Below are 25,486 nucleotides of genomic sequence, written 5' to 3'. Positions count from 1 at the left end.
CTTCGCCACGCCGAAGTCGTACAGCGCCGTCAGCACGGTGTTCTTGGCGCTGCTGGTGTTCTTCAGCGTGGCCGTGTTGTTGTTGCGGTTGTGATGGGCCAGGCGCACCACGTGGGCCAGCTGGCGGATATTGCCGGGCCAATCGTAGCAGCACAATTCGGCCACCAGCGCGGCCGGCAGTTCCACCGACTGGCCCGACTGCTCCGACCACTGCTGCGCGAAATGGCGTATCAGCACGCCGATATCCTCGCGCCGCTCGCGCAAGGCCGGCACCCGTATCACGTAGGCTTCCATCCGCCGCAGCAAGGCCTGATTGAAGGCACGCGAGCTCAGATCCTGGTCGGTGGCGGTGATCAGCCGCGCCTGCGACTGCAGGTTGTGGCGCGCCCCCAGCGGACGATATTCGCCGTTCTCCAGCACCCGCAGCAGCATGGGCTGGACCGGGGCTGGCGTGTCGGCTATCTCGTCGAGAAACAGGGTGCCGTCGCCGGCTTCGGCAAACAGGCCGGCCCGCGCCGCCGTCGCGCCGGTGTAGGCGCCCTTGACCGCGCCGAACAGGTCGGCCGGCGCCAGTGCTTCGCTCAGCGCCGCCATGTTCACCGCCACGAACGGCCGGTCCTTGCGGCTGCTGGCGGCATGGATCGCGCGCGCCGCGACGTCCTTGCCGGTGCCGGTCTCGCCCAGCAGCAGCACTGGCAACTCGGTACGCGCCACTTGGCGGATCTGGTCGCGCAGCGCCACCGCCGCGGCGCTCCCCCCCAGTACCCCTGGCAGCGCATTCCGCTTGGGCAAGTCGCGCACCCAGTGCAGGCACAACAGAATCTGGCCGCCCAATCCCAGCACCACGCCGCGCGCCACCTGGTCGGACGACAGCCACTGGCTGGCCTGCGTCACGCGCTGGTTGTCGATGGCCAGCGCCATGCCGCTGGCGGGGGCGGTGATGACGACACTGTCGTCGGCCTGGCGCTGGATCTGCAACGGGCTGCGCGCGATGCAGCGGTGGCCCAGCGCGGCGCCCTCCTGGCCCGGGTGCTGGAACAGCGGCAAAAAGCGGTTCAGTTCGATGCGGCCTGCAATGCCAGGCCCGAGATATTGCTGGCCCACGCGCTGCGGCTCGGGATGCCACAACAGCGTCAAGCCCAGCAGCGGTGCAGCACCATGGGCCAGCACGGACAAGGGCGTGGTCAGGGTTTTGTCGGCGTCAGTCACGGCAAGCGGCAATCGGCAGCAAAGAAAGGCCGATTATAGAGCAAGCGCAGCGCTTGCCCGGCAACACCCGCCGGCGCTAGGCCCGCCCCCCCAAGGGCAGGATCTGCCCCACCGCCTGCACTGTGACGGGGTAACCTTCCAGCGCTGACGGCAACGCCGCCGCCAGCGCCGGCGTCAAGGCCTGCACCTGCACCACGATGGCTGGCGCGCCGTCCAGTTCCGTCAAGCCGGCGCCAACCACGCCGGCCAACGCCATCCACTGCGGCGCATGCCGCGCCAGCACTGCCTCGATCGTGTGCTGCATTCGTTCTCCTTCAAGGGCGCGCCGGCCTTGGCCGGCGCGCCCGGCATCGATCAGCTGTACTTGATCGTCACGTCATGGCCGCTGTTGGCCGCCTTCAGCGCCGCCAGTACGCCAGGCAAGGCATTGGCGATGCTCAGGTAAGGCGCACTGCTGTTGCCGGCAAACAGCAAGCCGACCGGATGGTTGCCGTCCACCGTGCTGACGATCGAACCGCTATCCCCCGACAGGCTGAATGCCGAGGTCGACACTGCCGGCTCGATCGAGAAGGCGTCGCTGAACTGATACTCCTTGCCGTCCGGGTAGGGCATCTTGATCGTCAGGTGGATGGTCTTGATCTTACCCGTAGTGTAATCCGTTGTGCGGCCGCTTTTCTGCACTTCGAGGCCCACCGAGCCCGCGACGACCGGCGACGCCAGGCTATAGTCGGTGCTGTCGGTCTTCTTCAGCAGGGCGCTACTGGCGATGCCCTCGTCGTAGGCGGCGATCGCCGCATCGGCGGCATTGTTGACCGGCGCGGACGGTGTGGAGGCCACCATGGCCGCGACCGCCGACAATTTCCCGACCGCATCGCCGGCAGAGCCTCCGTCGGCGCTGCCGGGCTGAATGATCACCGCACCTGCAGACAGGCGGTTGGTGTTGGCCAGGATGTGGTTGTTGCTGAGCATATAGGTCTTGCCGTTCGATACAACCTGGCATCCGATGGTGCCGGTCAGTACGCCGGAGGCTGCGGCACTGACCGATACGCCGCCCGGCACCGGACGATATTTGGCGCGGAAGCCGGCCGTCAGCCCGGGCGTGTCCAGCTCGGCACAAGCACTGGCGGCGGCATGGTTCAATGGACGAATCTCGCCGGTCACCTCGTACAGGATTTTCCATCCGCTGGCGCTTCGCTCGCCGTACAGGGCGGCGGCCTGGTGCTGCTCCTTCTTCAGCAGCAGCACCAGGGCCACGCTGTCGTTCTGGGAATTGGGCTCCGGGTTGGCCGTGATACCCACGCCGACGACATTCGAGTGCTCCGCATGCAAATGCTCGGCGACCAGCTTGGCGTGATCGGCCAGCAGCAAGTCGCGCTGGCGTTCGTCGATGCCGAAGTTCGCCAGTTGCGTCAAGGTCAGATTCGATTTCATATACAGTTCCTCAAAAAGGGTGAATGGATGGTTGTGCTTGCCACACAGGCAGCATTGCCATCATCAGCAAGCCGGCGCCGCAAGTCGATTACACGCGATTACAGCGGGAAGGCGGGAAAGCTGGGCCCCAGCCCGTAGGTGTACTTGATCAGGTAATGCACATAGATATTCTTGGCCCGCGTCTCGCTGCTGACCCGTACCCCGTTGGCGCCCGGCGGCAGCACGTCGGTCGGCCCCAGGTCGGTCAGCGTATCGCTGATGCCGGGAATGGCCGACTTGCCGGCCCCGCCTGCGGCCGAGCTGGCCGCCGCCAGATAGCCGTGCTCATGATTCTGCAACGCATCCTGCTGGATCGATCCGACCTGGTCCACCGTGCCCTTGCCGCCGGCCGGCAGGGTACGTTCCGTCGGCGGCGGATCGACGCCGGCGCCGTTGTCGACCGCGCGCAGGACATAGCCGCGGTAATCGGGCAGGCAAAAGCTGCCCGTCTGGTCATCGCCAGCGCCGCCGTATTGCCGGCCAAGCGCCGCGAACAGCAGCGGGTAGTCGCTGCAGCCCAGCGCGCGGCCATCGCACAGCATCCAGCCCCACGCCTCGACCGCGTCAGTCCGGTTCGGGCCATCCGGCTGCGGCAGGTCGGGCGGCTTGGCCGTGTCCGGCACCGGCGTGCCCAGCTTGCCGGCAAACGCGGTGACGCTGCCGACCGGCAGCTCGCCGAACGCAGGCGGCTCGATCCACGGCAAGTGGCGTGGCACCGGCGGCCACTGCGGAAACGGCGGGCGCCTCATGGCAGCTCGTCCTTCAACAGCAGCAATTTGTCCCGTAACAATTGCATCGTAGTCGGCACCACCACTTCCCAGCAGGCGCCGATGCGTTGCGGATTGTGACTGCGCTGCAGGCCGGATTCCTTCAGGTCGGCGGCCAGGGTCACATCCCCCGCATTGAGCGGTGCGGCGTGGTTGCCGCCATCCCAGACCATGCCGCTGGACAGGAAGTACAGCAGCGCCATGACCCGTTCCGGCGCCACCGGCAGCATCACGCGCGCCAGGTCGGCGCTCAGGAACATGGTGAACTGGGCGTCCTGGCCGGCACCAATATCGTCGGCGTCGATGGCGGCGCCGGCGCCGTCGTACCAGCGATAACTCATCTCCCCCCATTCGAACAGCGCGTCGAAAAATTGCAGGTAGCGCGGCTCGTTGACGTCGAACTCGGCCGGCGCGGCCGCCTCGTCCTGCGTGCTGTCCAGGCTCAGGTGGCGCGCCATCAGCAGCCGCGTGCAGCCGCGCCGCAGCGCGGCGCGTTCGATGTCACGGTTGGCCGCCGGCGAACGTACCGGGCCACGCGGCAAGTCGTTCCCCACCCCGGCTTCGAAGAAGCGCGCCAGCTGCAGTTGGTAGGCGCGCATGATCGCGCCATACGTCTTGATGCGCCAGTCGTCCATCAGCGTCTCGACCGGCCGGCAGTCAATGTCGACATTGACCAGCACATCCGGCGTCGGCAGCGGCAATGGCGCGGGCGGTGCCGGTGCGGGAGCCGGCGCGGAGGCGACTATGCCGGCGCGGTCCGCCATCGCCAGGTTCAGCGGCATGGCGACGGCCTCGGAAGGTGGCGCAAGCCCGACGTCGGGACTGACCGAAATCGGCATCGCGCCGTCCTGGCCGAAGCTGCGCGTGGCTGGCTCGGTAGCGCCATCGAATTTCTCCGTGCCGACCAGCACTATCGGCACCGCCTGCGAGGCCGCCACGCTGATGTAGCGCACCTTGGCATCGTGCGCGCGATAGCCGGCCGGCAGCACGACCAGTTTTTCATCACCGCTGCGCAAGGTTGCCGAGATCAGCCGGGTGGCCTGTGGCGGCGGTTCAATCTCGATCACGTCGTACAGCGCCGCCAGTTCGGCGTAGTTGTCCGGCTGGATGGCGCGGAACGACGTGATCCCGGCCTGCGCCGGCGCCGGCGGCCGCGCAAACGAGCGGCCGTCCAGGCGGCGCTGTTCGCGGATGAAGTCAGCCGCCGGCTTGTCCAGCATGAACTCGACCAGCAAACGCTTGCCGTAGTTGACCACGTCGGTCTCGTAAACCTTGTTCACCCAGTGGAACACCGCCGTCAGCGGCGTGGCGCCGCTGGAATTGTCGATCAGGCTGGTGAGCGTTTCCTCGCTCTGATGCAAGGTGCTGCTGCTGCGCGCCTGGCTGATGGTGCGGCGTATCCGTCCCACCGTGGCGTTCAACAGCGTATGGGCAAAATGGATCGCGTCATCGGTGGCCGGCAACGCACCGGCCGTGGTGTGCTCGGTCCAGTTCCCGGTCAGCTTGGCCGCCGTCGGCGGCCCATAACTGGTGTTGAAATTGTCGTACACATTGCTGACGTTTTGCTCGGCGATGGTCGCACGCATTTCCTGGTACAAATTGTGGCGCAGGTCGCCGGCCTGGTTCTCCAGCGTCTCGGCGCTGGCACTGTCGCTGCTGCGGCTATCGACCTGGCGTTGCATACGCCGGCGGCCCACTTCCTTGCGTTCGCCCCGCATGACGTTCTCGACGCTGGCCACTTCGCCCAGCCGGTAGCCCGCCAGGCGCTGCCGCACCAGGTGCAGGTCGCCTATCGAATACGGCTCGATCCAGCCGCCGGGACCAACGGGCCCGGCGACGCCGGCTTCAGCCTTGGCCGCCGGCAGCGGCGATACCGCGACCGGAGCCACCAGCGAGGCGTCGCGCAGGCGCCGCACCAGTTCCGGCGTCGCCAATGGCGGCTCCAGCTGCAAGGGATCGATCGCCGGCAGCGGGGTGAACAGGTATTGCAGCGCATGATGCGCGGCCAACATGCTGTAGACGCACTCCATCCATGGACGCTGGTAGCCCAGCACGATCACCAGCGCAAAATAACTTTGCCACAGGCGCTCGATGTCGCCCAGAAAGTCCGGCGCCAGCAACGCGCTTTGCATGCCCAGCCAGTCCGTGACATCGAACAGTTCCTCGATCTGCCGCCGTAACGCGAACGGACAGTGCTCCACGCCGGCCAGCCAACGGTCCAGCAACGGGGCCACGGCAAGCAGGCGCTGAGCGCTGCTGCCCAGCGGCTCCGGCCCACGCAGGTACTGTCCCGGCACGAACGGGGCGCTGCCGTCGATGAACTGCACCGCCAGCGCTGTGCGCTGCGCCGGGGTGCCGGCCTCCAGCAACTGTCCGTACAGGCTGGTCTTGGGCGGCTCCGGCGGCGCCAGGTAATAGACAAAACACTGCGCCAGCAGCGCCGCCGCCGGCTGCGGCCACTTGCGCATGTAGACGTAGGGGAACAGCTCTTCACGTGCACTGCCGACCACCGGCAGCTGCGCCAGCGCATCGTCCGGCAGCGGCGGATAAGGCGGATCGGGGGGGAATGGCGGCACCGGTGGATCGGGTATGTGACTGGAGGTCGTGCACCATGCCAGGAAGCCTTCCACGCTGTCCATCGGCGGCACACCATAGTCCAGTTCGACCCAGATGCCCACGTGCCCCCGGCCATCGCCGTGCACGTGCACTTGTTTCTGCAAGCTGCCGCTGACTTCGCACAGCACGCTGCCATCTTTGGCCCGGAATGCCAGCTTCGCCTGGAACGGCTCTTCACCCTTCAATTCAATCCGGTGCGGCTTGCCCGGACTGTCGCGGTAGGCGATTTGCACGATCGCAGGCAGCTCGGTCTCCGGCTTCCGCGGGATACTGAACGTGAAGACGAGTTTGCCGGCTAGCGTAGTCCACTTCTTATTGCATATCTCGTTCATCGCTCAGATTCCAAGATGGAGGGGAAGAGGCACGGCCGGTGAGCATGCCGGGACCGGAGGCCCCGGCATGCTCACCGTACCGCTTCAGTAGCGCGCTGCATCGATCAGGCGTATTGCAGGTCTTCCAGCGCGAAGGTCAGGGGCTGTGCCGACGGGCCGGCGCCGCCGCCGTACATGACGATGGTCGCGCTGGCGATGCCTTCCAGCGAGAATTGCTTGTTGGACTGGCTCAGCACCGCCGATTTCATCACTTCGCCTTCCACCACTTGCGAAGCGGCGCCGACCCAGATGAATGGCCGGAACTGGAAGGTAGCCATGCTGTTCGGATACACGCCGGTCTTACAGGCCAGCAGCTTTCCGCCCTTGTAGATGCCGCCGGTGAAAGCGCCGCTGGCCATGTTGTTGTTGATCTGTACTTCGGTCGTGCTGGTGGCGTTGCCCAGTTCCTGGAGCACATCGCCGGAATGGTCCAACACCACTTCGAACGACTGGCCGGGCACTGCATCCAGCAGCGGCGTGACATTGTTATAGCTGTCGGTCACGCCGACTTGCATGTCCAACGGGAAGTCAAACGAATTGGTATCGCTCTTGCCGCAGTTTTCGATCACTTTCCAGGCGACCGGCAGCTCGTTCTGGCTGGCCACCACATTACGCTGGAAGAAATACACCTTCGAATTATTGACGTCATTGGACAGGTTTTTGAAAGTCAGTTTGATTGCGCTAAGCATGTTGGCTTCTCCTAAGTTTGAAAAAATCATCCGGCGCACCATGCGCAGAACGTTGCTACCACTACAGTTACTACTCTTACGCTCACGCCCGCACTTGCTGCTCCAGCGTGAACAGATGCGATCTGGCTTGCGCCCCGTGGCCACCGCCGCGCAGCACGATAGTGGCACTGGCCAGCCCCGCCAGCGGCAAGGCCGTGGCCTGCGCTGCCAGTGACGCCGGCACCGCCTGCCCCTCCGCCAGGCCATAGGCTGTCGCTATCCACAGCACCGGCGGTCCCAGCCGAAAACCGGCGATCTGCAGCGGCGCCACCGGCTGGCTGACTGCAAGCGCCCGCCCGGCTTTGCTCAATAGCGCGCGGATTGCGCCGCGCGGCAATTCATTCCTGACCAGCAGCAGATCACTGCCGCCATCGTGCCCGGCGACCTGCAACTGCCGTCCCACAGCCAGCGATGCGTAGCGATAACGGCCGCCGGCGCCTGCCGCGATGCGCGGCGTATGGTTGCCATAGGCATCGATCACGCCCAGCTGCACCGCCGCCGCATAGCGGAACGGATGACTACAATCCCGGCCGCAATGGCGTATCGCCTTCCATACCACCGGCTGACACGACGCACCGGGCAAGCCCAACTGCTGGAACAGCACCACATCGGCATCGCCGCCATCGGCTAGCTGGTTCAAGAAAGTCAGTTGCATCGTCATGAAGTCGGACCTCTGTTTCGTCTTGCATGAAGCTAATATATCGGTGCGCTGGCGCGCTGGCGATTACACGTCATTACGCGCCGTTACGGCCACGCCACGGCCGGCGGTGGCAGCTGCGCCTCCAGCGTGGCGCCGCGCACGATGCGCACGCCAAAGCTGCCAAAGCGCAGCTCGCCACGCCGCCGCTCGACCAGCTGCATGGCCGGCAGCACCTGCAGCAGTTGGCGGCGAGCCCTGAACAGCTGAATATTCAAATGGCCGCCGTCCATGCCAAGCATCTTCAGCAGTTGCTCGATCCCTACCCAGCCCTGGCTGCCGGACTCGATGCCGCGTGCCGCGTCGGCCAGCCGCAGCCGCGCCAGCACCAGCAAGCAGTAGTGATGGACCCGTTCGCCCAGATCGATGACGTGGCTGCCGTCATCGCGCAGCGTCAGGAAAACGTGCTCCTCATTCAGGCTGACCTGGAACTGCATGGTCCACGCCTGCGCCGCCGGCATGGCAGGCAGCGGCAGCACGCCAAACTGCGCCACGTCGGCGCGGTGCGGGGAGGAAGTAAGAGGAATATTCATGGCAAAACCCTGCTCTGGAACAGATGAATGAAGCTAGGCCGGCGGCAGCCGGGACGCTCTCTTCAACTTCAAATTCCATGCCATGCAAAATACGGCTGGCAGAGCGCAAAAAGGCTCAAAAACCATGCCTGAAGTGTCAAACAGTGCGGATTTGACATGTCAACGACCTTGTCTTGCCATGTCAACAGCGGGATCGCAAATGCGGATACATCGAGCTTGCCTATCTCTTCGAGCGCGGCGGCGTTAACGAAATTGATACTCAGCTTGAGGTCCGAGTATGAAAGTTCATACTCGGGCACCGGTGTCTGGCACCGCCCACTTCAAAAAAAACATCATGTAATCAACGGCTTGGCTCAATAGCCCGGCTTGCCACTTCCGTGGCACAGATAGTGCTATCTCTATTGTGAAAAGGATATTCGATGGCGGTCATCCGCTTCGAATCGCTTTTTACTATAAATAAAACGGAGACAAAGACAATGAACAAAGTAATTCCCGCCCGAACGCGCAGACCGGCTTCTTGACGCAAGCGCCGGCAGCGCCACTCCATCGCTAATTTCACGGCTGACCGAGTCCGGACCTTGCTCCCGCAGGTCCGGCGGGTATTGCCGCACCCTCGATTTTCCGGGTGCGGTATTCCAGTGCCCGGTCGCGTAGTTGCACCTATCGCACAATCTTATTGGATCGTTTATGAAAACATCACTAGTAGCTGGGCTCTTGCTCGCCTCCGCAGCCGGTGCCGCCTCGGCGCAATCCGGCATCACCGTCTACGGCATACTGGACGCGGGCATCGCCCGCGAAACCGGGGGCGCCGATGGCGCGGTCACCAAGCTGGCCACAGGCGTGCAGTCCGGCAGCCGGCTGGGCTTCAAGGGGCAGGAGGACCTGGGCAATGGCATGAACGCCCACTTCGTGCTGGAGAACGGGCTGGATCTCGACACCGGCAAGGCGCGCCAGAACGGCGCCTTGTTCGGCCGCCATGCCTATGTCGGCATGACGACCAGCGCCGGTACAGTCAACCTGGGCCGTCAATGCAACCCGATCTTCATCGCGCTGGACGGCATCGACCCCTTTGAAACCGGCTTTACCGGTGCCGCCACCAACCTGATGAGCATCGGCACGGCACGTACCAATAACACCGTCAGCTATGCAACGCCCAGGCTGAATGGCCTGTCGGCCACCGTGATGGTTGGTTTTGGCGAACAGGCCGGCGATAGCACCTTGGGCCGTACCATCGCTTTTTCCATCGACTACGCCGCAGGCCCGTTGGTGGGAACCCTGGCATATGACAGCCTGAAGGTCACTTCTTTCAATACGATGAAAGAGGTCCTGCTGGGCGCCAGCTACAACTTCGGCCCCGCGACAGTGCACGCCGCGTTTGAAACCGAAAAGAACGACGTCGGCGGCGATTTCCGCGACTTCCTGCTGGGTGCCTCAGTGCCGCTTGGACAGGGCAAGCTGCTGGCCTCGTATGTGAAAAAACAGGACCGTTCCGCGACCCAGCGGGGCGGAAGACAGTTTGCGGTGGGCTATACCTACACGCTTTCCAAACGCACCAACCTCTACAGTTCATTCGGCAGCATCCGCAACGAACTGGCCGCCACCAACGTGGTGGGCGATGCCTCCAGCGGTGGCAGCGCGCCGGCTGCCGGAGATGGATCGCGAGCACTGTCGGTCGGGATCCGGCATAAGTTCTGACATCCCGGCGAATAAAACCCACAAAGCACCACCGGGGTTTGGCCCCTTTCGGGATCAGGCCCTATCCATCCCCCTTAACTCTCTTGGAGACTCTATGTTCGTTCCTATTTCCTCCCGTCTGTTGTCCGCGCTGTGCGCCCTGGCGCTGCTGGCCGGGTCCGTTCCAGCGGTTCGCGCCGCCGACGCCGCGCCATCGGCCCATGTGACCATCCTGGCCACCGGCGGCACCATCGCCGGCAGCGGGGCCACCAGCACCACCACGGTCGGCTACACCGCCGCTACAGTCGGGGTCGACCGCCTGATCGCCGCCGTGCCGGAACTGGCCAAGGTGGCGCAAGTCAAGGGCGAGCAAGTGTTCCAGATCGCCAGCGAAAACATGAGCAACGAACACTGGCTGGTGCTGGCCAAGCGCGTCAACACGCTGCTGGCGCAGCCGGACGTCGACGGCATCGTCATCACCCACGGCACCGACACGCTGGAAGAGACCGCCTACTTCCTCGACCTGGTGGTGAAGAGCAAGAAGCCGGTGGTGCTGGTCGGCGCCATGCGTCCGGGCACCGCGCTGTCGGCGGACGGCCCGATCAACCTGTATAACGCGGTGCTGCTGGCGGCCAGCAAGGAAGCCGTCGGCAAGGGCGTGCTGGTGGCTTTGAACGACCAGATCCAGGGCGCGCGCGACGTCACCAAGACCAACACCTCGACCCTGGACAGCTTCAAGACGCCGGAGCTGGGCATGCTGGGCTACATCCAGGGCAACAAGGCTTACTTCTACCATGCGTCGACCCGCAAGCACACGACAGACACCGAGTTTGACATCAGCAAGCTGGACGCGCTGCCGCAGGTCGACATCGTCTATGGCTACGCCAACGTCAGCCCGGTCGCGCTGAATGCACTGGTGGCCGCTGGTGCCAAGGGCATCATCCACGCCGGCGTCGGCGACGGCAGCCTGGCGTCCAAGGTCTTGCCTTCGCTGACTGCGGCCCGCAAGCAAGGCGTGCTGATCGTGCGCTCGGCCCGCGTCGGCCAGGGCATCGTGGCCCGCAACGGCGAAGCCAACGACGACGAGCTGGACTTCGTGGTCTCCGATACGCTGAGCCCGCAAAAGGCGCGCATCCTGCTGATGCTGGCGCTGACCAAGACCAGCGACAGCAAGGAAATCCAGCGCATGTTCTACACCTACTAAGTCATCGTTGATGATGGGGAAAAGTCGAACTTGCCCCACGAGCTTTAGCAACGGCGAGTACTTACCCCATCAATCCCAAAGCCACAATTTTGACAAAAAAAACCCGCCAACTGGGGCGGGTTAAATCCAATCCTTGGAGGGAGTTGGAGGAGACAGAGAAATTATGCTGCGCCGCGCCATATTTCGCCAATCATCATTTGTAATGAGATGTATCACTGATGCGCATAGCTTCACCATTCGCCTTTCAGAGCATCTATCGCCCTCCGACTGCGAAGATGGCGGTCTATCTGGGCGCCCGAGTGTGGTTGGCGGACATCGTGGCCGTTCGGTGCCTAAATGACCGAGTCCGGCCCCTCCTTAAGTGCCCTCGCGCGCATGAGGGGAATTTTCAGTCTCTCTACTACCGAGGCGGTGAGCTGGCGTGTCGGCATTGCCATGAGCTGCGGTATCGGAGTAACTTGGCGGCGACTCCTAGTGAACGCAGTCGGTTATTCCGCCGCAAGCTGCTAGGGCGTATAGGTAATGATGGCGCCGACGAGACTCCGAAGCGGTTGCGGGGGAAGTGGCGAAAATGTTATAAGAAAATGCTGATGCCCTGGGAGGAGTTATCTAATTTACACTATGGTAATTTGCGATTTCAACTGGGGAAGCCAGAGTGACGCTATCGATGTTCACAGCCATAGTCAAAAATATGTATTCAGCCCGTAGTATCGGGTGCCTCCCATACTCCTTAACAAAATTTACTTTATTGGTTGTCCAACGGCGAAAGGCCGCTTACTGTCACATCTAGTTCCGTAACGTGCGAAACTGATAAAGTATGGTCAAATAAGTTTTCTGAGGTCGGTATTTTTCCGATTTCGATAGGTTGGGAAAGTTCTTGCGTTGGAAGTGCATCTATGCGTGTTTTGCAAAGATCGCAGATGGCATTGAAAAATGTGAAAATGTCCATCGCTATTTCGTCAGGCAATAATTGCGCAGCAATATCATCCCGACTTACTCCTAGAGTTTCCCTTAAGGAATTGATCCCTTCGTTTAGTATTTCTTTACCTCTAGCGTCTCTGATCGCAATAGGGACGTCGGATGCCGTAATATCCTCAGGAATTGCAAGAGCATGAGCCGCAAACTTTTCCAAAACAATCGAACTGTCTACGTTTGCGCAACGTGCAATAGTTCCGACGCACAGCAAATAATTTTCAATGTGCCGTCTTCGCCATTTAAGTGCAACAAATCCAGGATGGCAATTAAAAGATTTATCGACTAGATCACTTCCAACAGTAGCATCCGCTTCATCATCTCGATCACGAATACTAATGGCCTGTAAATCTGGAATATCTTTTTTGAGCTGACTATATAAATGATAGCGCTCAGTATGTTTACCTGTCCAAACCCAAACTACTAAATTCTTCGGCCAAGGCATACCAGATTTTTCTGCCAATATACGAAGAAAACGTTCATCGCTGGCGCCTTCAACAATTAGAAGTCTCTTGTGCTGAATTAGGGAATGAAGTGTCAATGTATGCGCTGCGCCGATGCCTGCCAATACACTGATTTTTTCTTGATCACCTGATAGATACTTTCCCTTTCGATCTCGCAACGAAAGTATTTTTTCGTGTTCATAGGACCTGATGAGTTCAGTCGAGTGAGTGGCGAGCAAAATTTGCTTATGCGTAGAACGTGCAATTTCCGAAAGCTGGGAGACCAGTTGTTGTTGTAGTGACGGGTGTAGATGTGCATCAGGCTCATCCAACAGTATTACGTGCAACTCAGGAGAGAGTGCAAGCGCGTATACACTGAGCCATTGCAAAAAGCCACTTCCTTCCACCATCAAATCGCGCGGGGAAAAATTCGGAAACTTTTCAAATCGCGCTTCATCCGTTAGGAATTTACCTTTTGTGCATTCGACGCGCAGATAGCTGTGATAACGCTCATTGAAAGGTATTATTTTAAGCTCTGTTCCAAATATCTCCTGCATCGTTCGTTGCAGAATTTCCCATGGATCAGTTTCTCGTAAGGTTTTAAGATCAGAATCTTTAATCTTGGTACGTCCAATACGGAGCTTTGATCGTTCCATTTTATTCACTTCATGCAAATCAAACAAAGCGTTTCGTATTACACCACCCGAAAGACCTTGACCAATCAAGCGGCCACGCATAGCCGGGGTCAACCGGGATTCTCTATCTGTCACCCCGGCAAACGGAGGAAGATAGGCAACGTTTAGCATGTTCTTATCGATCGGGTAGCCATCTTCGTCCTGCACCTCGTTCAACAACAAGTTCGTATTCGTATTCTTGATGAATAGTCTATCATTTGCTAATGACATTCCTATCTCAAGGAATTTCTCTTCCCCACTCGGTATTTCCCACGTTACTTTGATTTTTAATGTGTATCCGTCATCTTCGTCGATCTTCTGGGTCTTTAAGTTGGTCCAAAGATGAGCTAAAGACGGAACGTTCATAGGTGTAAAGTCTACTATTCCCATGCCCACGCCTTGAATCCCAACATTAGATACCCAAGCCCTGCGCCCCTTTTCAATTTCCAGAATGGTCTTGCAAAATTGCCAAGTTGCCAATGCCTGAAGTATTGAAGACTTACCTGAGTTATTGCCACCAACCACTAGGCTCAGGTTTTCCTTCAGATCTATCTTGGATTTCTTGAATTGCTTGAAGCGAGAAAGTTGTACGTTCTTGATGTGCATGAAGCGGTACTCGATATCAGAAGATTAGCGTTACGCTCATCATACGCCATTGCTTTTGGGCAGAATCATTTTCGGGTCCCGCCCCCATCAAGCCTGTTGAAAAATAACCGTTTTCCAACACCCTGTTCGGCGCCAATCATTTCATGTTGGAAATTTAGCCTTTGCATAAATCGACATGTTGATTTATATTTATACCGTTTTCCAACACAACAGAGGCATGGAATGGCGGTATTTGGCTATGGGCGGGTGTCTACGTTAGAGCAAACGGTAGAGAACCAACCGCACGAAATCGAACAGGCTGGCTACAAGGTCGAGTATTGGTTTGCAGACACGGTGAGCGGCAAAGCGCACGCGGCACAGCGCAAGCAGTTCGGCATCCTCTTGGGTAAGCTCCGAGCGAAAGACACACTGGTTGTGACAAAACTGGATCGCCTCGGGCGCGATGCCCCCGACGTGTTGGCGACGATTAAATCGCTCGGCACGCTCCAGGTTGAGGTGATTGTGCTTCAGCTCGGGAAGCTGGATCTGACGTCTCCTGCCGGCAAGCTGATGCTGGCCATGTTGGCTGCAGTTGCCGAGATGGAGCGTGACCTCATCGTGGAAAGGACACAGGCAGGGCTGGCGCGCGCCAAGGCGGAGGGGAAGATCTTGGGTCGGCCAGCGAAAACGACGCCAGAGCAGCGCTTAGCGATGATTGCAGCTTACGAGCGCAAGGAGAGTGTGAGTGCGCTGGCGCGGCTCTACGGAGTTTCCAGAGCAACCGTTCTTTCGGTTGTCTCCCGCGCGTAGTTTTTCCTCGTCGATTTCAAGAGCCATTGAGGGCGCTACCGCCTGACCTCGGGCTACCGAAATAGTTCTTTTGCTAAATAGAGTTTAGAGCTAGACTCTGTACAATGATGACCTCCGTGACGAAGCCTAAAGTCGTTGTAGACTGGCACACAGCCAAGTCAGCCGCCCGTATCTCAGGGCTTACGGAGGATATGGTGAACTATCTCTGTCGACACAAAATCGTGGAACCTACTGGCGAAAAGAGCCGAGGACGCGGGAATGTTCGCAAGTACACATACGGGGATGTCCTGTTGTTGCGCGTAGTCAGCAAATTGCTCGTTCAGGGTATATCCGTGCTGCGCCTCAAGAAATCCTTTCGGTCATTGCAGCGGCGTGGTGTGGACGTAGATTTGACCTCAAAGAAATTTGTCGCAACCGACGGCGTGGACATTTACTTCGGCAGCGGCAATATTTTGGAACAACTTAGTTCTGGGCAGATGGCGTTCGCGTTCATCATCGAATTGGCCTCTGTACGACGAGAAATAGGCATCAAAATCGCCCAAGAAAAAGTGGCCTAATGTGAGTCCTGTTGGGGCTTCAGGCACTATGCCGCATAACGTGCTATACATTGACATATGAGCCAACCTGTAAAATTTGAGAAGCCCCCCGTCGTTGAGGTCGTCTTCGGGGTGCTGTTCGCTTCACAAGATATGCTGAAGGCAGCACATGTGGGAGCTTTTTGGCAACAGGTTAAGGACAAATATCCACGTACTGAGGACGCTCCACCAGTTCCGACAATTGTCGAAGAACCACCTGGAGCGGTTGAGTGGGATTTCCTTCCTCCGCTGCGGCGTACTTGGCTGCTTTCAGAGGACGGGCGAAAGCTGCTCCAAGTTCAGCAGGATAGGTTCTTGTTTAACTGGAAGCGCACATTAGCGGACGATCTCTACCCGAGCTACGAGGTTAACTTAGCCGAGTTCGAGGCAGCTCTTGCTATTTTTGAAGATTTTTTGAAGTCAACAGGTATTCCTACTCCGGGATACCGTCAATTCGAACTGACCTATGTTAATCACATAACGTCCCAAAATGGTCTTGATTTGGTTGGGATCGACGGAGTGTTGGTTGACCATATTAGGAATAGCCAAGGCCCACGTTTTCTTCCTGATGCTGAGTCATTTAACTGGACGACCTCGTACCCTCTGGACAAGAATTACGGCCGCTTGCACATCTCAGCGCAGGTAGCCAGCGTCCCTGAATCGAGCAAGATGGTGCGTCTAGATATCACTGCAAGCGGGATATCGGATGATATTTCTGCGGAGGGAAGACGACGGTGGTTTGACCTCGCTCATGAGTGGATTACCCATGGCTTTGCAGACGTTACTGCTGCCACATTACAACAACAAGCGTGGGGGAAGAAAGCATGAGTTGTTCAGCCTTTACCGTATACGACCCGGATACACGGCCGACCGCGAATCCGAAGCGAGCATCTCTTACGCTCAATCTCAACAGTGGTGCCGTGCTGAGAAAATATCGTAAACATGTTATCGCCGGCGGAAAGTCGTCAAATGCTGTTGATCATTTAGCGGTTGTTCCAGGCCAAATTGCTAGCGCGTCCGCTATATTGGACTATCAACTAAGGGAAAAGCTGGGTGAGTTAATTCACCAGTTAGCTCTGCCCGTTACTTCCGTAAATGGCGCACAAGAAAGCGGTGCCATTTCTGGTGCAACTGCTGCTTCCGCTATTGCTTTTTTCAAAGCACTACCCAATTCAAAGCTGCTTCCAAAAGTTGCTCCTGAAGGCGAAGGAGGACTTACCGCAATTTGGCAGACTGGAAATGCCCCGCTAATTTTGGTAATTGAAGATTGGCGCTTCCATATGGTGAAATCTGCAACAACGGCCGCCGCAGAGTATTTTGATGGACTTTTATTTGATGGCGAAAAGATACCTCAAGAAGTGATTGAGGCTATTCCTCAATATTAGAGGTCGTCATTGGCTTACGATATCGAGGAAATAGCTAATGATCAATCAGTCTGTCGATTGATTGATGCCCCTCGTATGACCGCAGATGGGATAGAACTCATCCATAATACGACATTTCCATTCTCTAAAAAAAGAGGAGGAGAAATCGGCTATGAGGGTGAATCTATTAGTTGGGATAAGTACGCGCCTCCACCTGAGGAAGTTCATAAGCTAGGCATTGCTCGACAAGCAGCTAAACGAGCAAGCCGCCCCGAAGTGGAAATGGCCTATGCTGGATTTATTCGGGGCAGCGTTGGCGCAATCCGAGAACTTAAAACGGCCAGGGGACATGGTTTCTCGTTACAGCATGTTCCGTCAGAGGCAGAGGGCATTCACCACGCAGAAATCTACTACCTGCCCGATCCTAATGGCGCGAGTCTAAGTCCAAGTGACCGAGTGGAGCTGAGAGAGGCGCTGGTTAAGGCATTTGGACCACTAGTCCCGCCTCCCTGATTACAAGGCTCACGTATTCAATTTCCTGACGAATTACCCGTTCTTTTAACCATGGCGGGCGCGAACCCGCATGAATACTTGGTTTGGTGATACCTACTATAGGAAACTTCGGTGTCACTTAGCTTGAGCGAACATGGGGAAGTAGCTATGGGCGCGCGTATGTGCCATCATGTGCTATTGGCAACCTTTCGCAGGTAGTACATGGTCAAGATTCTCCGAGTAGTGGCGCAAACAGTTCTAGTTGCCAGCATCGCCGTCATCCTGCCTACCTCGGCGGCGCCAAAGCCAGCAGCGGCTGCGCAAGCGACATCCTCACCACCCCCATCAGACGCACGCCCCAACGACGCTAGGCCGGTCGCGAATACGCTGACCATCGTGGCATCCGATGCGATGGAAAAAGAGAAAACAGTAGACCACTGGGGCGCGGAATGGTGGGCTGTCTATGTGAACGTGGCCATGTTCGTGGCCACAGCTGTCTTAGCCATCTTCACGTGGCGATTGTGGGTATCCACGAACCAGCTCGCTAAGGACAGCGAGAAGAATGGAGAACGTCAGGCTACAGAGGTTGAGGAGTCAATGCGAATAACGAGAGTGGCGGCTGACGCAGCAGCGGAGCAAGCCAAGACGGCGCGCGAGGCACTTTTGGACAGCAAGGCCAGCAGCGAACGGCAAGCGAACGAGATGGAAGAGTCATTGCGGATCACGAAGGTCGCGGCAGATGCCGCAGCTGAGCAGGCAAAAACTGCACGTGAGACACTTGTTCGTTCTAACCGACCTTGGGTCGGTGTAGGCCAGGCGGTAGGGGTAAATGAATTGCTGAACTTTAAAGTCGGAGCGTCGTGCGCGGTCAATCTGACGTTTAAGAACCTCGGGCAGTCCCCTGCAATGAGAATCACTTTGACTCATCGGCTACTAGTCACAAAGCCGGATACAGATCCGCGCACCCTTATTGAAGATCTTGGCAATGTAAATCCCCTTGAAGGCTTCGGCATTCCATTACTGCCTGGAGAAACTTATTCACTACAGGCCACGCCCCTAAGTTGTTTGCCGACAGATATGCCGCCCTTCGCAGGGGCGCCTGTAGAGGCGTGGTATACCGGCCGAGTTAGCTACTGGGATCAATTTGATGGCATACACCACAGCACCTTTATGTTCAAATACAAGCCCAACATGCCCGGCCCTCTCTTCCCCACTGGTCAAGTAAACGGGCAGTTTGAGGTGGTGGGCATTGGATGGGCAAATACGTGACTTGACTGTAGACAGTATAAATTTCGTACGCCATATCGTCACATCGCCCCCCGTCAGCGGAACCGGCGGCGACCATCGCGAACCCGTTGTGGCCTTGTTACGAGCCGGCTCGGTGAAACTGGTCAGCCCGCAGCGCCTTTCGCGAACGGAAAATTGATGCTATGGCCATCAGGCCTGCTATAAGCGTCCATGCTTGACCTGGTTCAGGCACAGAGGCAATCTGCGAGATTCCACTGAAGTTGCCACTTGCCAGCCCAGTTTCCATCCCGTCGTCAAAACGACGAATAAAAATGCGACCTGTACTGGCGAGGTTAACCAACTGAGCCTGCGTTGGCAGGCGCAGTGAATCCAGTTTGCTACCGTTATTGTTATCCCATAAATCGAACTGTAGTAGTGTAAAACCACGCGCGTCATAGACAAAGCTGCTGACAAAAAAGCCATCAGCGCTATGATAGCCGCTGTAGCTATTTGTCCAGTTATCGAAGACCTGCAACTCCGAGACGGGCGTGCCGGTCATGATGCTAGTGGCTGCCTGTACGATAAACTGACCAGTAGGGTATACCATCCGGCCAGGCTCAATCAAGGCACCGGCAATGGGGTTGTCGTCATAGGTAAAATTGGCGGTGAAATGATCGCCGAAGTTAAATCCAGCCCCACCATTGCGGATATCGGTCAGAAGACCGCTGAACTGATAGGTGACAGGCGCAGCGAATGCGCTGGCGGTAGTCAGCGCTATCACGGCAGTTGCCAGCAGCAATGCGCTCCATTGTTTGCGCATGATATGGACTCCAAGAAAAAGATGCCAATTGTCGCACAATTAATTGCAAAGCAATCAACTCCGAAATAGATGTGGCAAGCATCCGTTTCCCTTGGAAGCGCGCACGGCCCCTACGTAGGCGTAACACGCCATGCCCTACTTCTGCCTCCCACAGTTCACCTGCTAACGGAGGCGCTGCGTCGGCTGTCGCATAGGATCGCCGAACTGCTTCGCCCGCCCAATAGGGGGGCGCAAAGGCCGCCCCCCCCCCCCTACTCTTGCCTGCGGATCGGTCACCCCGTCAAAAATTTTCGCGCATAGAAAAATTAAAAAAATTTCCGGCGGACTCTGCGGTCGAATTGATCCAAGCTAGGGAAAATATGGCTTTCCCTTTAGGAGCAAGCCCATGCGCGATTTCGATCTCTTCCTGCTGTCGAGCTACGCTACTGCCGTTTGCATTGTGAATGTGCGTGTGTAAAAAATGCCGCTTGAGCGCCACAGTGCGTGGCAAAAATATAGCCATATTTTTGGCACATTTTTGGCACAGTGACACTGCAAAATAACGCAATTCAATGCACTATCCTGCAACATACTGCACGACCTAAGTGATTGAATTTTATAGGGAAAATGTGGTGCGGCTGGCGGGGATCGAACCCACGACCCTTGGCTTCGGAGGCCAATACTCTATCCACTGAGCTACAGCCGCACGGAGGGGAATTTCTGAAGTGTGCCGTAGGATACCGTTTTTATCGACACCCGTCCATGGAAAGTGTCGTTTTGAGCATCTTAGCGTTTCCATGAAGGCATTTTTACGTCTATAATCGCCCGTTTGGTGAAGGTTTTACTAGGCAGCTGGCTGATCAATTTTTCGCACGCCACCCGGCTTCGAATTTAGTCTGTTAAGGAAATCATGAGCGACGCACACAACGAACACGAATCCGCCATCCGCACGCCCAAGCAGCTCGTTGCTGCGGTGATTGGCTTCTTTGGGGTTACAGTTATCGGTATTATCCTGCTGGTGCAGTTCGTCACCGCAGACAAATTGACCGGCCGCGGCTCGAACAGCCAGGCTCCTGAAGAAGTCGCCGCACGTATCGCTCCTGTCGCCGACACCGGCTTCACGCTGAAAGACGCGAACGCACCGAAAGTGCTGCAGTCCGGCGAAGCCATCTACACCTCGACCTGCGCAGCCTGCCACGGCAGCGGTGCCGCCGGCGCTCCGAAGTTCGGCGACGCCGGTGCATGGACTGCCCGCATCGCGCAAGGTTACGACACCCTGCTCAAGCACGCTGTTGAAGGTATCCGCGCCATGCCGGCCAAAGGCGGCAATCCGGACCTGGACGACGTCGAAGTGGCCCGCGCCGTGGTCTACATGGCCAACAAAGGCGGCGCCAAGTTCAAGGAACCTGAAGCGCCGGCGCCAGCCGCCGCTGCAGCAGCTTCCGCTCCAGCCGCATCGGCTCCAGCCAAGTAAGCTTCCGCTGCTCCTGAAGAACCGGCCGCTATGGCCGGTTTTTTTATTTGCGGCCGGAAGCGATCTGGTATTTCTTCAGCTTGTCGTAGAGGGTTTTGCGCGGAACCATCAGCTGATCCGCCGCCAGCGCGACATTGCCGTCCACCGCGGCCAGCGCCTGCACGATCAGCTCGCGCTCATGATGATCGACCTGCTGCGGCAGCGACAAGGGCTCGCCGGCGGCAGCAGCAGCCGTCCCCAGCCCTAGTCCTAGCCCCAGCACCAGCCGCTCGGCGAAGTTGCGCAGCTCGCGCACGTTGCCCGGCCATTCCGCCGCCTGCCATTGCGCCATCTGCTGCGGACTCCACTCCGGCAGCGGACGATGGTAGCGGGCGGCCGCGTCGGCGGCGAAGTGCGCCAGCAGCAAAGGAATGTCGTCGCGCCGGTCGCGCAAGCGCGGCAGGTCAATGCTGACCACGCCGATGCGGTAGTACAAATCCTCGCGGAACTGGCCTTGCGCGCTCAGCTGCAGCAGGTCGACCTTGGTCGCCGCGACGATGGTGCATTCCAGCGCGACCGATTCGTTGGCGCCCAGGCGTTCCAGCCGGCGCTCCTGCAGCACGCGCAGCAGCTTGACCTGCAAGGCCATCGGCATGCTTTCGATTTCGTCGAGGAACACGGTGCCGCCGTGCGCGAACTCCAGCTTGCCGATGCGGCGCTTTTGCGCGCCGGTGAAGGCGCCCGCCTCGTGGCCGAAGATTTCGCTTTCAAACACCGATTCCGGCAACGCGCCGCAGTTGATGGCGACGAAGTTGCCCTTGCGTCCGCTGGCCGCGTGCAACAGCCGCGCCACCACTTCCTTGCCGGTGCCGGTCTGGCCGTTGATCAGCACGTCGACGCCGGCCGGCGCGACGTTGCGTATCATGACTTTCAACTGCTCGATGGCGGCGGAGCGGCCGACCAGGTCCGGCATGTCCGGATGCCGGGCGCGGGCCGCGCGCAGTTGGCGGTTCTCCAGCACCAGCCGGCGCCGTTCCTGCGCGCGGCGCACCGCCTCCAGCAGGCGCTCGGTGGCGAACGGTTTTTCGATGAAGTCATAGGCGCCGCTGCGCATCGCGGCCACCGCCATCTCGACGTCGCCGTGGCCGGTGACGACGATGACCGGCAATTCCGCATCCAGCGCGGCGATCTGCGCCAGCAGGTCGAGCCCGGAGCGGCCCGGCAGGCGCACGTCGGTGACCACCACGCCGGGATAATCGGCGCGCAGCAGCCCCTGCGCTTCCTCGGCGCTGGCGACGGCCTGCACGCTGAAGCCGCCCAGCTCCAGCGTCTGGCTGGTGGCGAGGCGCAGCGCGGCTTCGTCTTCGATCAGGATAGCCTGCACTTCATGCTCCTTCTTGTTGTAGCGGCAGACGCAGCTCGAAGCACGCGCCGCCCCCGGCTTGATTATGCGCCGCCAGCCGGCCGTTCATGGCCTGCACGATGGACGACGAGATCGCCAGTCCCAAGCCCAGCCCCTTGCCGGAAGGCTTGGTGGTGAAAAACGGTTCGAACAAATGCGCCACCACCTGCTCGGAGATGCCGGCGCCGCTGTCGCTGATGCTGATCAGCGCGCAACCGCCTTCGCGTTCGAGGCGGATGGCGACTTCGCGGCGCTCGGCGCTTTCCACCGCATCGAGTGCGTTGCGCAGCAGGTTGATCAGCACCTGCTCGATGCGCACGCTGTCGCCGGTCACCTTGATGCCGTCCGCCGCTGCGATCTCCAGCGTGACGGCGTGGCGGCGGAATTCGCTCTCCAGCAGAAAGGCGGAGGCCCGCACCGAGGCCGCCAGGTCGACCGTGGCAACCGTCTCGTCCTTGCGGGCGAATCCTTTCAACTGGCCGATGATGGCGCCCATACGCGCGCTGGCCTCGCTGATGTGGCCCAGGTTGCCCGCCACCTGCTCGCCCTGCCCCCGCTCCAGGAAGATGCGGGCGTTGTCGGCAAAGGCGCGGATCGCGGCCAGCGGCTGGTTCAGTTCGTGGGTGATGCCGGTCGCCATCTGGCCCAGCATCGCCAGCTTGCCGGCCTGGACCAGCTCGTTTTGCGTGGAGCGCAGCAGGTGTTCGGTTTCCTGCAGCTTGGCGTATTTGTTTTCCAGATGCTGGTTGGTGGTGCGCAGCTGCTGCGTGCGTTCGACGATCTTGTCGTCCAGTTCGGCGGCGGCTTTTTGCAGCGCGGCGCGCGAGGCCATGCGCTCTTCCAGCCGGCGCCGGCGCTGGTGCAGCGCCCAGACCGACACCGCGGCGCAGGCCAGCAGCAGGGTCGCCGCCGACGCCCACTGCGCGCCGGTGCGCAGCACGCGGGCCTGGCCGGGGAACAGCATCAGCTGCCAGCCCAGCTGGCCGACCGCCTGCGTGACGAACAGGTCGGGATGGCCGCTCAGCGGCGTCACCTTCTGGCCCATGTATTGCTGCGTGTGCGCCAGTTGCCGCTCGGTGGCGGCATCCAGCTTGTTCAGGCTGCGGTAAATCCAGTCGGGACGGTTGCTGAGGAAAATCACGCCGGCGCTGTCGGCCAGCACGATGGCGTCGTCGCTGCTGCGCCAGGTGCTTTCGAAATCGGCCAGGCTGATCTTGACGGCGACCACGCCGGTGACGGGGCCGCCGGCCGTGCCGTTGCGGTATACGGGCTGGGCGATGAAGTAGCCGGCCTCGCTGGTGCTGGTGCCGATGCCGTAGAAGCGCCCCGCCCTGCCATGCAGAGCGGCGTCGAAGTAGGGACGATAGGAAAAGTTTTTGCCGACAAAGCCCAGCGGCTGGTCCCAGTTGCTGGCGCCTATGGTCAGGCCGTCGCGGTCCATCACGTAGATGGCGCCGACCTTGGCCTGCTGCTGGATGGTCTGCAGCGTGCTGTTGAGGCGGGTGATCGCTTGCGCGTCGGACGGGTGCGCCAGCGCCACGATCAGGTCGGGCTGGAAGCCCAGCACGAAAGGCAGCGTCTCATATTTTTGCAGCAGCGACTGCAGGTCCGGCGCCATCAGCTGCAACTGGCGCTGGCCCTGCTGCCGCAGTTCGTCGCGGGCGCGCCAGGTGCCTGCCAGATACGATCCGGCAATCACGCCCAGCGCGCACACGAGTGCGAACAGCAATAGCAGGGATTTTTGGGCGCGCATACGCAGATTCTACTGCACCGTGCGGACGCGGCCTTAATCCACCGCCGCCATGCGCATCTCGTCGTTGTGATGGCGCTGCTGCTCTTCCATCACCAGCTGGCCCAGTTCGCGTTTCAGCGCGTTGAACTCGGCGGCGGCCGGGTCGCGCAGGCGCGGCAGGTCCACCATCAGGTCGCGCTTGACGGTGCCAGGACGGTAGGTCATGACGACAATGCGGTCGGCCAGGTAAATCGCCTCCTCGATGCTGTGGGTGACGAAGATGATGGTCTTCTTCAGCTCGGCCCAGATGCGCAGCAGCTCGTCCTGCAGGTTGCGGCGGGTCAGTGCGTCCAGCGCGCCGAACGGCTCGTCCATCAGCATGATCGGCGAGTCCAAGGCCAGCACGCGAGCGATGGCGACGCGCTGGCGCATGCCGCCGGACAGGTCTTTCGGGTAGCGGTTTTTGAAATCGCTCAGCGACAGCATGCCCAGCAGCTGGTCGACCTTGGCGGTGATTTCCGCCTGCGGCATGCCCTTGATTTCCAGGCCGAAGGCGATGTTTTTTTCCACCGTCATCCAGGGGAACAGCGCGTATTCCTGGAACACCATGCCGCGCTCGGGGCCGGGGCCGGTCACCAGCTTTTTGTCGGCCGTGATGGTGCCCGACGATGGCAGCGAGAAGCCGGCGATCGCGTTCAGCAGCGTGGACTTGCCGCAGCCCGAAGGTCCCAGCAGGCAGACGAACTGGCCTTGCGGAATGTCGAGGTTGATCTCCTTGAGGGCGATCACTTCGCGGCTGTCGGTCTTGAAAACCTTGTTGACGTCTTTGACTTCGATATGCGTCGAGTTGATGTCCATCTTCATGTCAGTTCTCCAGGCCACGGTGCCAGCGCAGCAAATGATTGTTCAGTTTGTTCATGCCCACGTCGATGATCAGGCCCAGCATGCCGATGCTGATCATGCCGGCGATAATCTTGTCCGACCAGAAGTACTCGCGCGCCTCGAGGATGCGGAAGCCGAGGCCGTTGTTCACCGCGATCATCTCGGACACGATGACCACGATGAAGGCGGTGCCGATGCCGATGCGCACGCCGGACAGGATGTAGGGCACGGCGGCCGGCAGCATCACGCGGACAAACATCGTGCGCTGGCTGACGCCGAGGTTGCGGGCGGCGCGGATGTAGATGCCGTCGACCTGGCGCACGCCGGCGATGGTGTTGACCAGCACCGGGAAGAAGGCGCCCAGCGCGATCAGGAACACGGCCGGCGCGTTGCCCAGGCCGAACCACAGGATCGCCAGCGGGATGTAGGCGATCGGCGGGATCGGGCGCAGCAGCTGCATCAGCGGATTGAACCACGCATACATGCGCTTGCTCGATCCCATCAGCAGGCCCAGCGGCAGCGCCAGTCCGGCGCCAACGGCGAAACCGACCAACACGCGGTACATGCTGCCCAAGGTGTCGCCCAGCAGTTCGCCGGACAGCGCCCAGCTCAGCCAGGATCCCGCGGCCGGATCGTAGGCGGTCAGCGGCAACAGGTATTCAAACCACTTCTGCACCACCGCCGCCGGCGATGGCAGCACCTGCGGGTTGACCCAGCCCAGCATGGCGCTGGCTTGCCACAGCGCGATGATGACGATGGGCGCAATCACGCCCGAGGCGGCTTCCCGCCAGTTTTGCTTGCTCATGA

23 protein-coding genes and 1 tRNA gene are annotated in these 25,486 nt (G+C 59.8%); 9 read left to right on the top strand and 15 right to left on the bottom strand.

What is annotated here, in order from left to right; genetic code table 11:
• From ABWW33_RS13060 to ABWW33_RS13025, 8 genes are all read right to left on the bottom strand, one after another.
• The coding region (locus ABWW33_RS13060; protein WP_353402007.1) for a sigma-54-dependent transcriptional regulator at window positions 1-1,209 on the bottom strand (1,209 nt) is incomplete at its 3' end.
• Window positions 1,210-1,285: 76 nt separating this feature from the next.
• Complete coding sequence (locus ABWW33_RS13055; RefSeq protein ID WP_353402006.1) at window positions 1,286-1,513, bottom strand: hypothetical protein; 228 nt, start codon at window positions 1,511-1,513, stop codon at window positions 1,286-1,288.
• A gap of 50 nt (window positions 1,514-1,563) precedes the next feature.
• Window positions 1,564-2,640 carry a chymotrypsin family serine protease gene (locus ABWW33_RS13050; protein WP_353402004.1) on the bottom strand — a complete coding sequence of 359 codons (1,077 nt, stop codon included), beginning with the start codon at window positions 2,638-2,640 and terminating at the stop codon, window positions 1,564-1,566.
• 98 nt (window positions 2,641-2,738) lie between these two features.
• Window positions 2,739-3,428, bottom strand: a complete 690-nt coding sequence (locus ABWW33_RS13045) for a tail fiber protein (RefSeq protein WP_353402002.1) — start codon at window positions 3,426-3,428, stop codon at window positions 2,739-2,741.
• A complete protein-coding gene (locus ABWW33_RS13040) occupies window positions 3,425-6,394 on the bottom strand; it encodes a hypothetical protein (RefSeq protein WP_353402000.1) in 2,970 nt (989 codons plus the stop codon). The genes ABWW33_RS13045 and ABWW33_RS13040 overlap by 4 nt, the downstream gene beginning before the upstream one ends.
• A gap of 104 nt (window positions 6,395-6,498) precedes the next feature.
• On the bottom strand, window positions 6,499-7,122 hold the full coding sequence (locus ABWW33_RS13035) for a hypothetical protein (RefSeq protein WP_353401999.1): 624 nt from the start codon (window positions 7,120-7,122) through the stop codon (window positions 6,499-6,501).
• An 82-nt stretch (window positions 7,123-7,204) separates the two neighbouring features.
• A complete protein-coding gene (locus tag ABWW33_RS13030; RefSeq protein WP_353401997.1) occupies window positions 7,205-7,816 on the bottom strand; it encodes a hypothetical protein in 612 nt (203 codons plus the stop codon).
• An 89-nt stretch (window positions 7,817-7,905) separates the two neighbouring features.
• On the bottom strand, window positions 7,906-8,391 hold the full coding sequence (locus ABWW33_RS13025) for a hypothetical protein (protein ID WP_353401995.1): 486 nt from the start codon (window positions 8,389-8,391) through the stop codon (window positions 7,906-7,908).
• A 714-nt stretch (window positions 8,392-9,105) separates the two neighbouring features.
• Here ABWW33_RS13025 and ABWW33_RS13020 point away from each other — a divergent pair.
• Window positions 9,106-10,086, top strand: a complete 981-nt coding sequence (locus ABWW33_RS13020; protein ID WP_353401993.1) for a porin — start codon at window positions 9,106-9,108, stop codon at window positions 10,084-10,086.
• Between the two features lie 94 nt (window positions 10,087-10,180).
• Window positions 10,181-11,269 (top strand): type II asparaginase, encoded by a 1,089-nt coding sequence (locus tag ABWW33_RS13015; RefSeq protein WP_353401991.1) that lies wholly within the window; start codon window positions 10,181-10,183, stop codon window positions 11,267-11,269.
• A gap of 745 nt (window positions 11,270-12,014) precedes the next feature.
• Here ABWW33_RS13015 and ABWW33_RS13010 read toward each other — a convergent pair.
• Window positions 12,015-13,964 carry an ATP-dependent nuclease gene (locus ABWW33_RS13010; RefSeq protein ID WP_353401989.1) on the bottom strand — a complete coding sequence of 650 codons (1,950 nt, stop codon included), beginning with the start codon at window positions 13,962-13,964 and terminating at the stop codon, window positions 12,015-12,017.
• Between the two features lie 222 nt (window positions 13,965-14,186).
• On the opposite strand from ABWW33_RS13010, the gene ABWW33_RS13005 reads away from it, so the two are divergent.
• The 6 genes from ABWW33_RS13005 (at window position 14,187) to ABWW33_RS12980 (ending at window position 18,453) form a co-directional block, all read left to right on the top strand.
• Entirely contained in the window at window positions 14,187-14,753 is a 567-nt protein-coding gene (locus ABWW33_RS13005; RefSeq protein WP_353401987.1) for a recombinase family protein, read from the top strand.
• 116 nt (window positions 14,754-14,869) lie between these two features.
• On the top strand, window positions 14,870-15,310 hold the full coding sequence (locus ABWW33_RS13000; protein WP_353401985.1) for a MerR family transcriptional regulator: 441 nt from the start codon (window positions 14,870-14,872) through the stop codon (window positions 15,308-15,310).
• Between the two features lie 57 nt (window positions 15,311-15,367).
• Complete coding sequence (locus ABWW33_RS12995; RefSeq protein ID WP_353401983.1) at window positions 15,368-16,156, top strand: TIGR04255 family protein; 789 nt, start codon at window positions 15,368-15,370, stop codon at window positions 16,154-16,156.
• Entirely contained in the window at window positions 16,153-16,713 is a 561-nt protein-coding gene (locus ABWW33_RS12990; protein ID WP_353401982.1) for a hypothetical protein, read from the top strand. Before ABWW33_RS12995 ends, ABWW33_RS12990 begins: the two co-directional genes overlap by 4 nt.
• Window positions 16,714-16,722: 9 nt before the next feature.
• Entirely contained in the window at window positions 16,723-17,205 is a 483-nt protein-coding gene (locus ABWW33_RS12985; protein WP_353401981.1) for a hypothetical protein, read from the top strand.
• 201 nt (window positions 17,206-17,406) lie between these two features.
• On the top strand, window positions 17,407-18,453 hold the full coding sequence (locus ABWW33_RS12980; RefSeq protein WP_353401979.1) for a hypothetical protein: 1,047 nt from the start codon (window positions 17,407-17,409) through the stop codon (window positions 18,451-18,453).
• A 97-nt stretch (window positions 18,454-18,550) separates the two neighbouring features.
• Here the strand turns inward: ABWW33_RS12980 and ABWW33_RS12975 are convergent, their stop codons facing one another.
• Together ABWW33_RS12975 and ABWW33_RS12970 are read right to left on the bottom strand one after the other, a co-directional pair.
• Complete coding sequence (locus tag ABWW33_RS12975) at window positions 18,551-19,231, bottom strand: hypothetical protein (protein ID WP_353401977.1); 681 nt, start codon at window positions 19,229-19,231, stop codon at window positions 18,551-18,553.
• Between the two features lie 609 nt (window positions 19,232-19,840).
• Window positions 19,841-19,916, bottom strand: a tRNA-Arg gene (locus ABWW33_RS12970).
• Between the two features lie 204 nt (window positions 19,917-20,120).
• On the opposite strand from ABWW33_RS12970, the gene ABWW33_RS12965 reads away from it, so the two are divergent.
• Window positions 20,121-20,684 carry a c-type cytochrome gene (locus ABWW33_RS12965; protein WP_353401976.1) on the top strand — a complete coding sequence of 188 codons (564 nt, stop codon included), beginning with the start codon at window positions 20,121-20,123 and terminating at the stop codon, window positions 20,682-20,684.
• A gap of 43 nt (window positions 20,685-20,727) precedes the next feature.
• Here ABWW33_RS12965 and ABWW33_RS12960 read toward each other — a convergent pair whose 3' ends face one another.
• Genes ABWW33_RS12960 through ABWW33_RS12945 form a run of 4 tightly spaced genes read right to left on the bottom strand, consistent with a single transcriptional unit; the run spans window position 20,728 to window position 25,484 of the window.
• Window positions 20,728-22,047 carry a sigma-54-dependent transcriptional regulator gene (locus tag ABWW33_RS12960; RefSeq protein ID WP_353401974.1) on the bottom strand — a complete coding sequence of 440 codons (1,320 nt, stop codon included), beginning with the start codon at window positions 22,045-22,047 and terminating at the stop codon, window positions 20,728-20,730.
• 1 nt (window position 22,048) lies between these two features.
• A complete protein-coding gene (locus ABWW33_RS12955; RefSeq protein WP_353401972.1) occupies window positions 22,049-23,818 on the bottom strand; it encodes a sensor histidine kinase in 1,770 nt (589 codons plus the stop codon).
• A 33-nt stretch (window positions 23,819-23,851) separates the two neighbouring features.
• Window positions 23,852-24,661 (bottom strand): ABC transporter ATP-binding protein, encoded by an 810-nt coding sequence (locus tag ABWW33_RS12950; protein WP_353401970.1) that lies wholly within the window; start codon window positions 24,659-24,661, stop codon window positions 23,852-23,854.
• Between the two features lies 1 nt (window position 24,662).
• Window positions 24,663-25,484 carry an ABC transporter permease gene (locus tag ABWW33_RS12945; RefSeq protein WP_353401968.1) on the bottom strand — a complete coding sequence of 274 codons (822 nt, stop codon included), beginning with the start codon at window positions 25,482-25,484 and terminating at the stop codon, window positions 24,663-24,665.
• Window positions 25,485-25,486: the final 2 nt, after the last annotated feature.

Origin of the sequence: Duganella hordei (assembly GCF_040369125.1) — a bacterium.
Lineage (GTDB): Bacteria > Pseudomonadota > Gammaproteobacteria > Burkholderiales > Burkholderiaceae_D > Rugamonas > Rugamonas hordei.
Note: the sequence above shows the minus strand (reverse complement) of the source record. Positions and strands in the feature narration are given on the sequence as shown.

Bases quoted from the DNA above. Each gene is read 5' to 3' on its own strand.
- ABWW33_RS13055 (WP_353402006.1), bottom strand. From the start codon at position 1,513: ATGCAGCACACGATCGAGGCAGTGCTGGCGCGGCATGCGCCGCAGTGG.
- ABWW33_RS13050 (WP_353402004.1), bottom strand. From the start codon at position 2,640: ATGAAATCGAATCTGACCTTGACGCAACTGGCGAACTTCGGCATCGAC.
- ABWW33_RS13045 (WP_353402002.1), bottom strand. From the start codon at position 3,428: ATGAGGCGCCCGCCGTTTCCGCAGTGGCCGCCGGTGCCACGCCACTTG.
- ABWW33_RS13040 (WP_353402000.1), bottom strand. From the start codon at position 6,394: ATGAACGAGATATGCAATAAGAAGTGGACTACGCTAGCCGGCAAACTC.
- ABWW33_RS13035 (WP_353401999.1), bottom strand. From the start codon at position 7,122: ATGCTTAGCGCAATCAAACTGACTTTCAAAAACCTGTCCAATGACGTC.
- ABWW33_RS13030 (WP_353401997.1), bottom strand. From the start codon at position 7,816: ATGCAACTGACTTTCTTGAACCAGCTAGCCGATGGCGGCGATGCCGAT.
- ABWW33_RS13025 (WP_353401995.1), bottom strand. From the start codon at position 8,391: ATGAATATTCCTCTTACTTCCTCCCCGCACCGCGCCGACGTGGCGCAG.
- ABWW33_RS13015 (WP_353401991.1), top strand. From the start codon at position 10,181: ATGTTCGTTCCTATTTCCTCCCGTCTGTTGTCCGCGCTGTGCGCCCTG.
- ABWW33_RS13010 (WP_353401989.1), bottom strand. From the start codon at position 13,964: ATGCACATCAAGAACGTACAACTTTCTCGCTTCAAGCAATTCAAGAAA.
- ABWW33_RS13005 (WP_353401987.1), top strand. From the start codon at position 14,187: ATGGCGGTATTTGGCTATGGGCGGGTGTCTACGTTAGAGCAAACGGTA.
- ABWW33_RS12995 (WP_353401983.1), top strand. From the start codon at position 15,368: ATGAGCCAACCTGTAAAATTTGAGAAGCCCCCCGTCGTTGAGGTCGTC.
- ABWW33_RS12990 (WP_353401982.1), top strand. From the start codon at position 16,153: ATGAGTTGTTCAGCCTTTACCGTATACGACCCGGATACACGGCCGACC.
- ABWW33_RS12980 (WP_353401979.1), top strand. From the start codon at position 17,407: ATGGTCAAGATTCTCCGAGTAGTGGCGCAAACAGTTCTAGTTGCCAGC.
- ABWW33_RS12975 (WP_353401977.1), bottom strand. From the start codon at position 19,231: ATGCGCAAACAATGGAGCGCATTGCTGCTGGCAACTGCCGTGATAGCG.
- ABWW33_RS12965 (WP_353401976.1), top strand. From the start codon at position 20,121: ATGAGCGACGCACACAACGAACACGAATCCGCCATCCGCACGCCCAAG.
- ABWW33_RS12955 (WP_353401972.1), bottom strand. From the start codon at position 23,818: ATGCGCGCCCAAAAATCCCTGCTATTGCTGTTCGCACTCGTGTGCGCG.
- ABWW33_RS12950 (WP_353401970.1), bottom strand. From the start codon at position 24,661: ATGAAGATGGACATCAACTCGACGCATATCGAAGTCAAAGACGTCAAC.
- ABWW33_RS12945 (WP_353401968.1), bottom strand. From the start codon at position 25,484: ATGAGCAAGCAAAACTGGCGGGAAGCCGCCTCGGGCGTGATTGCGCCC.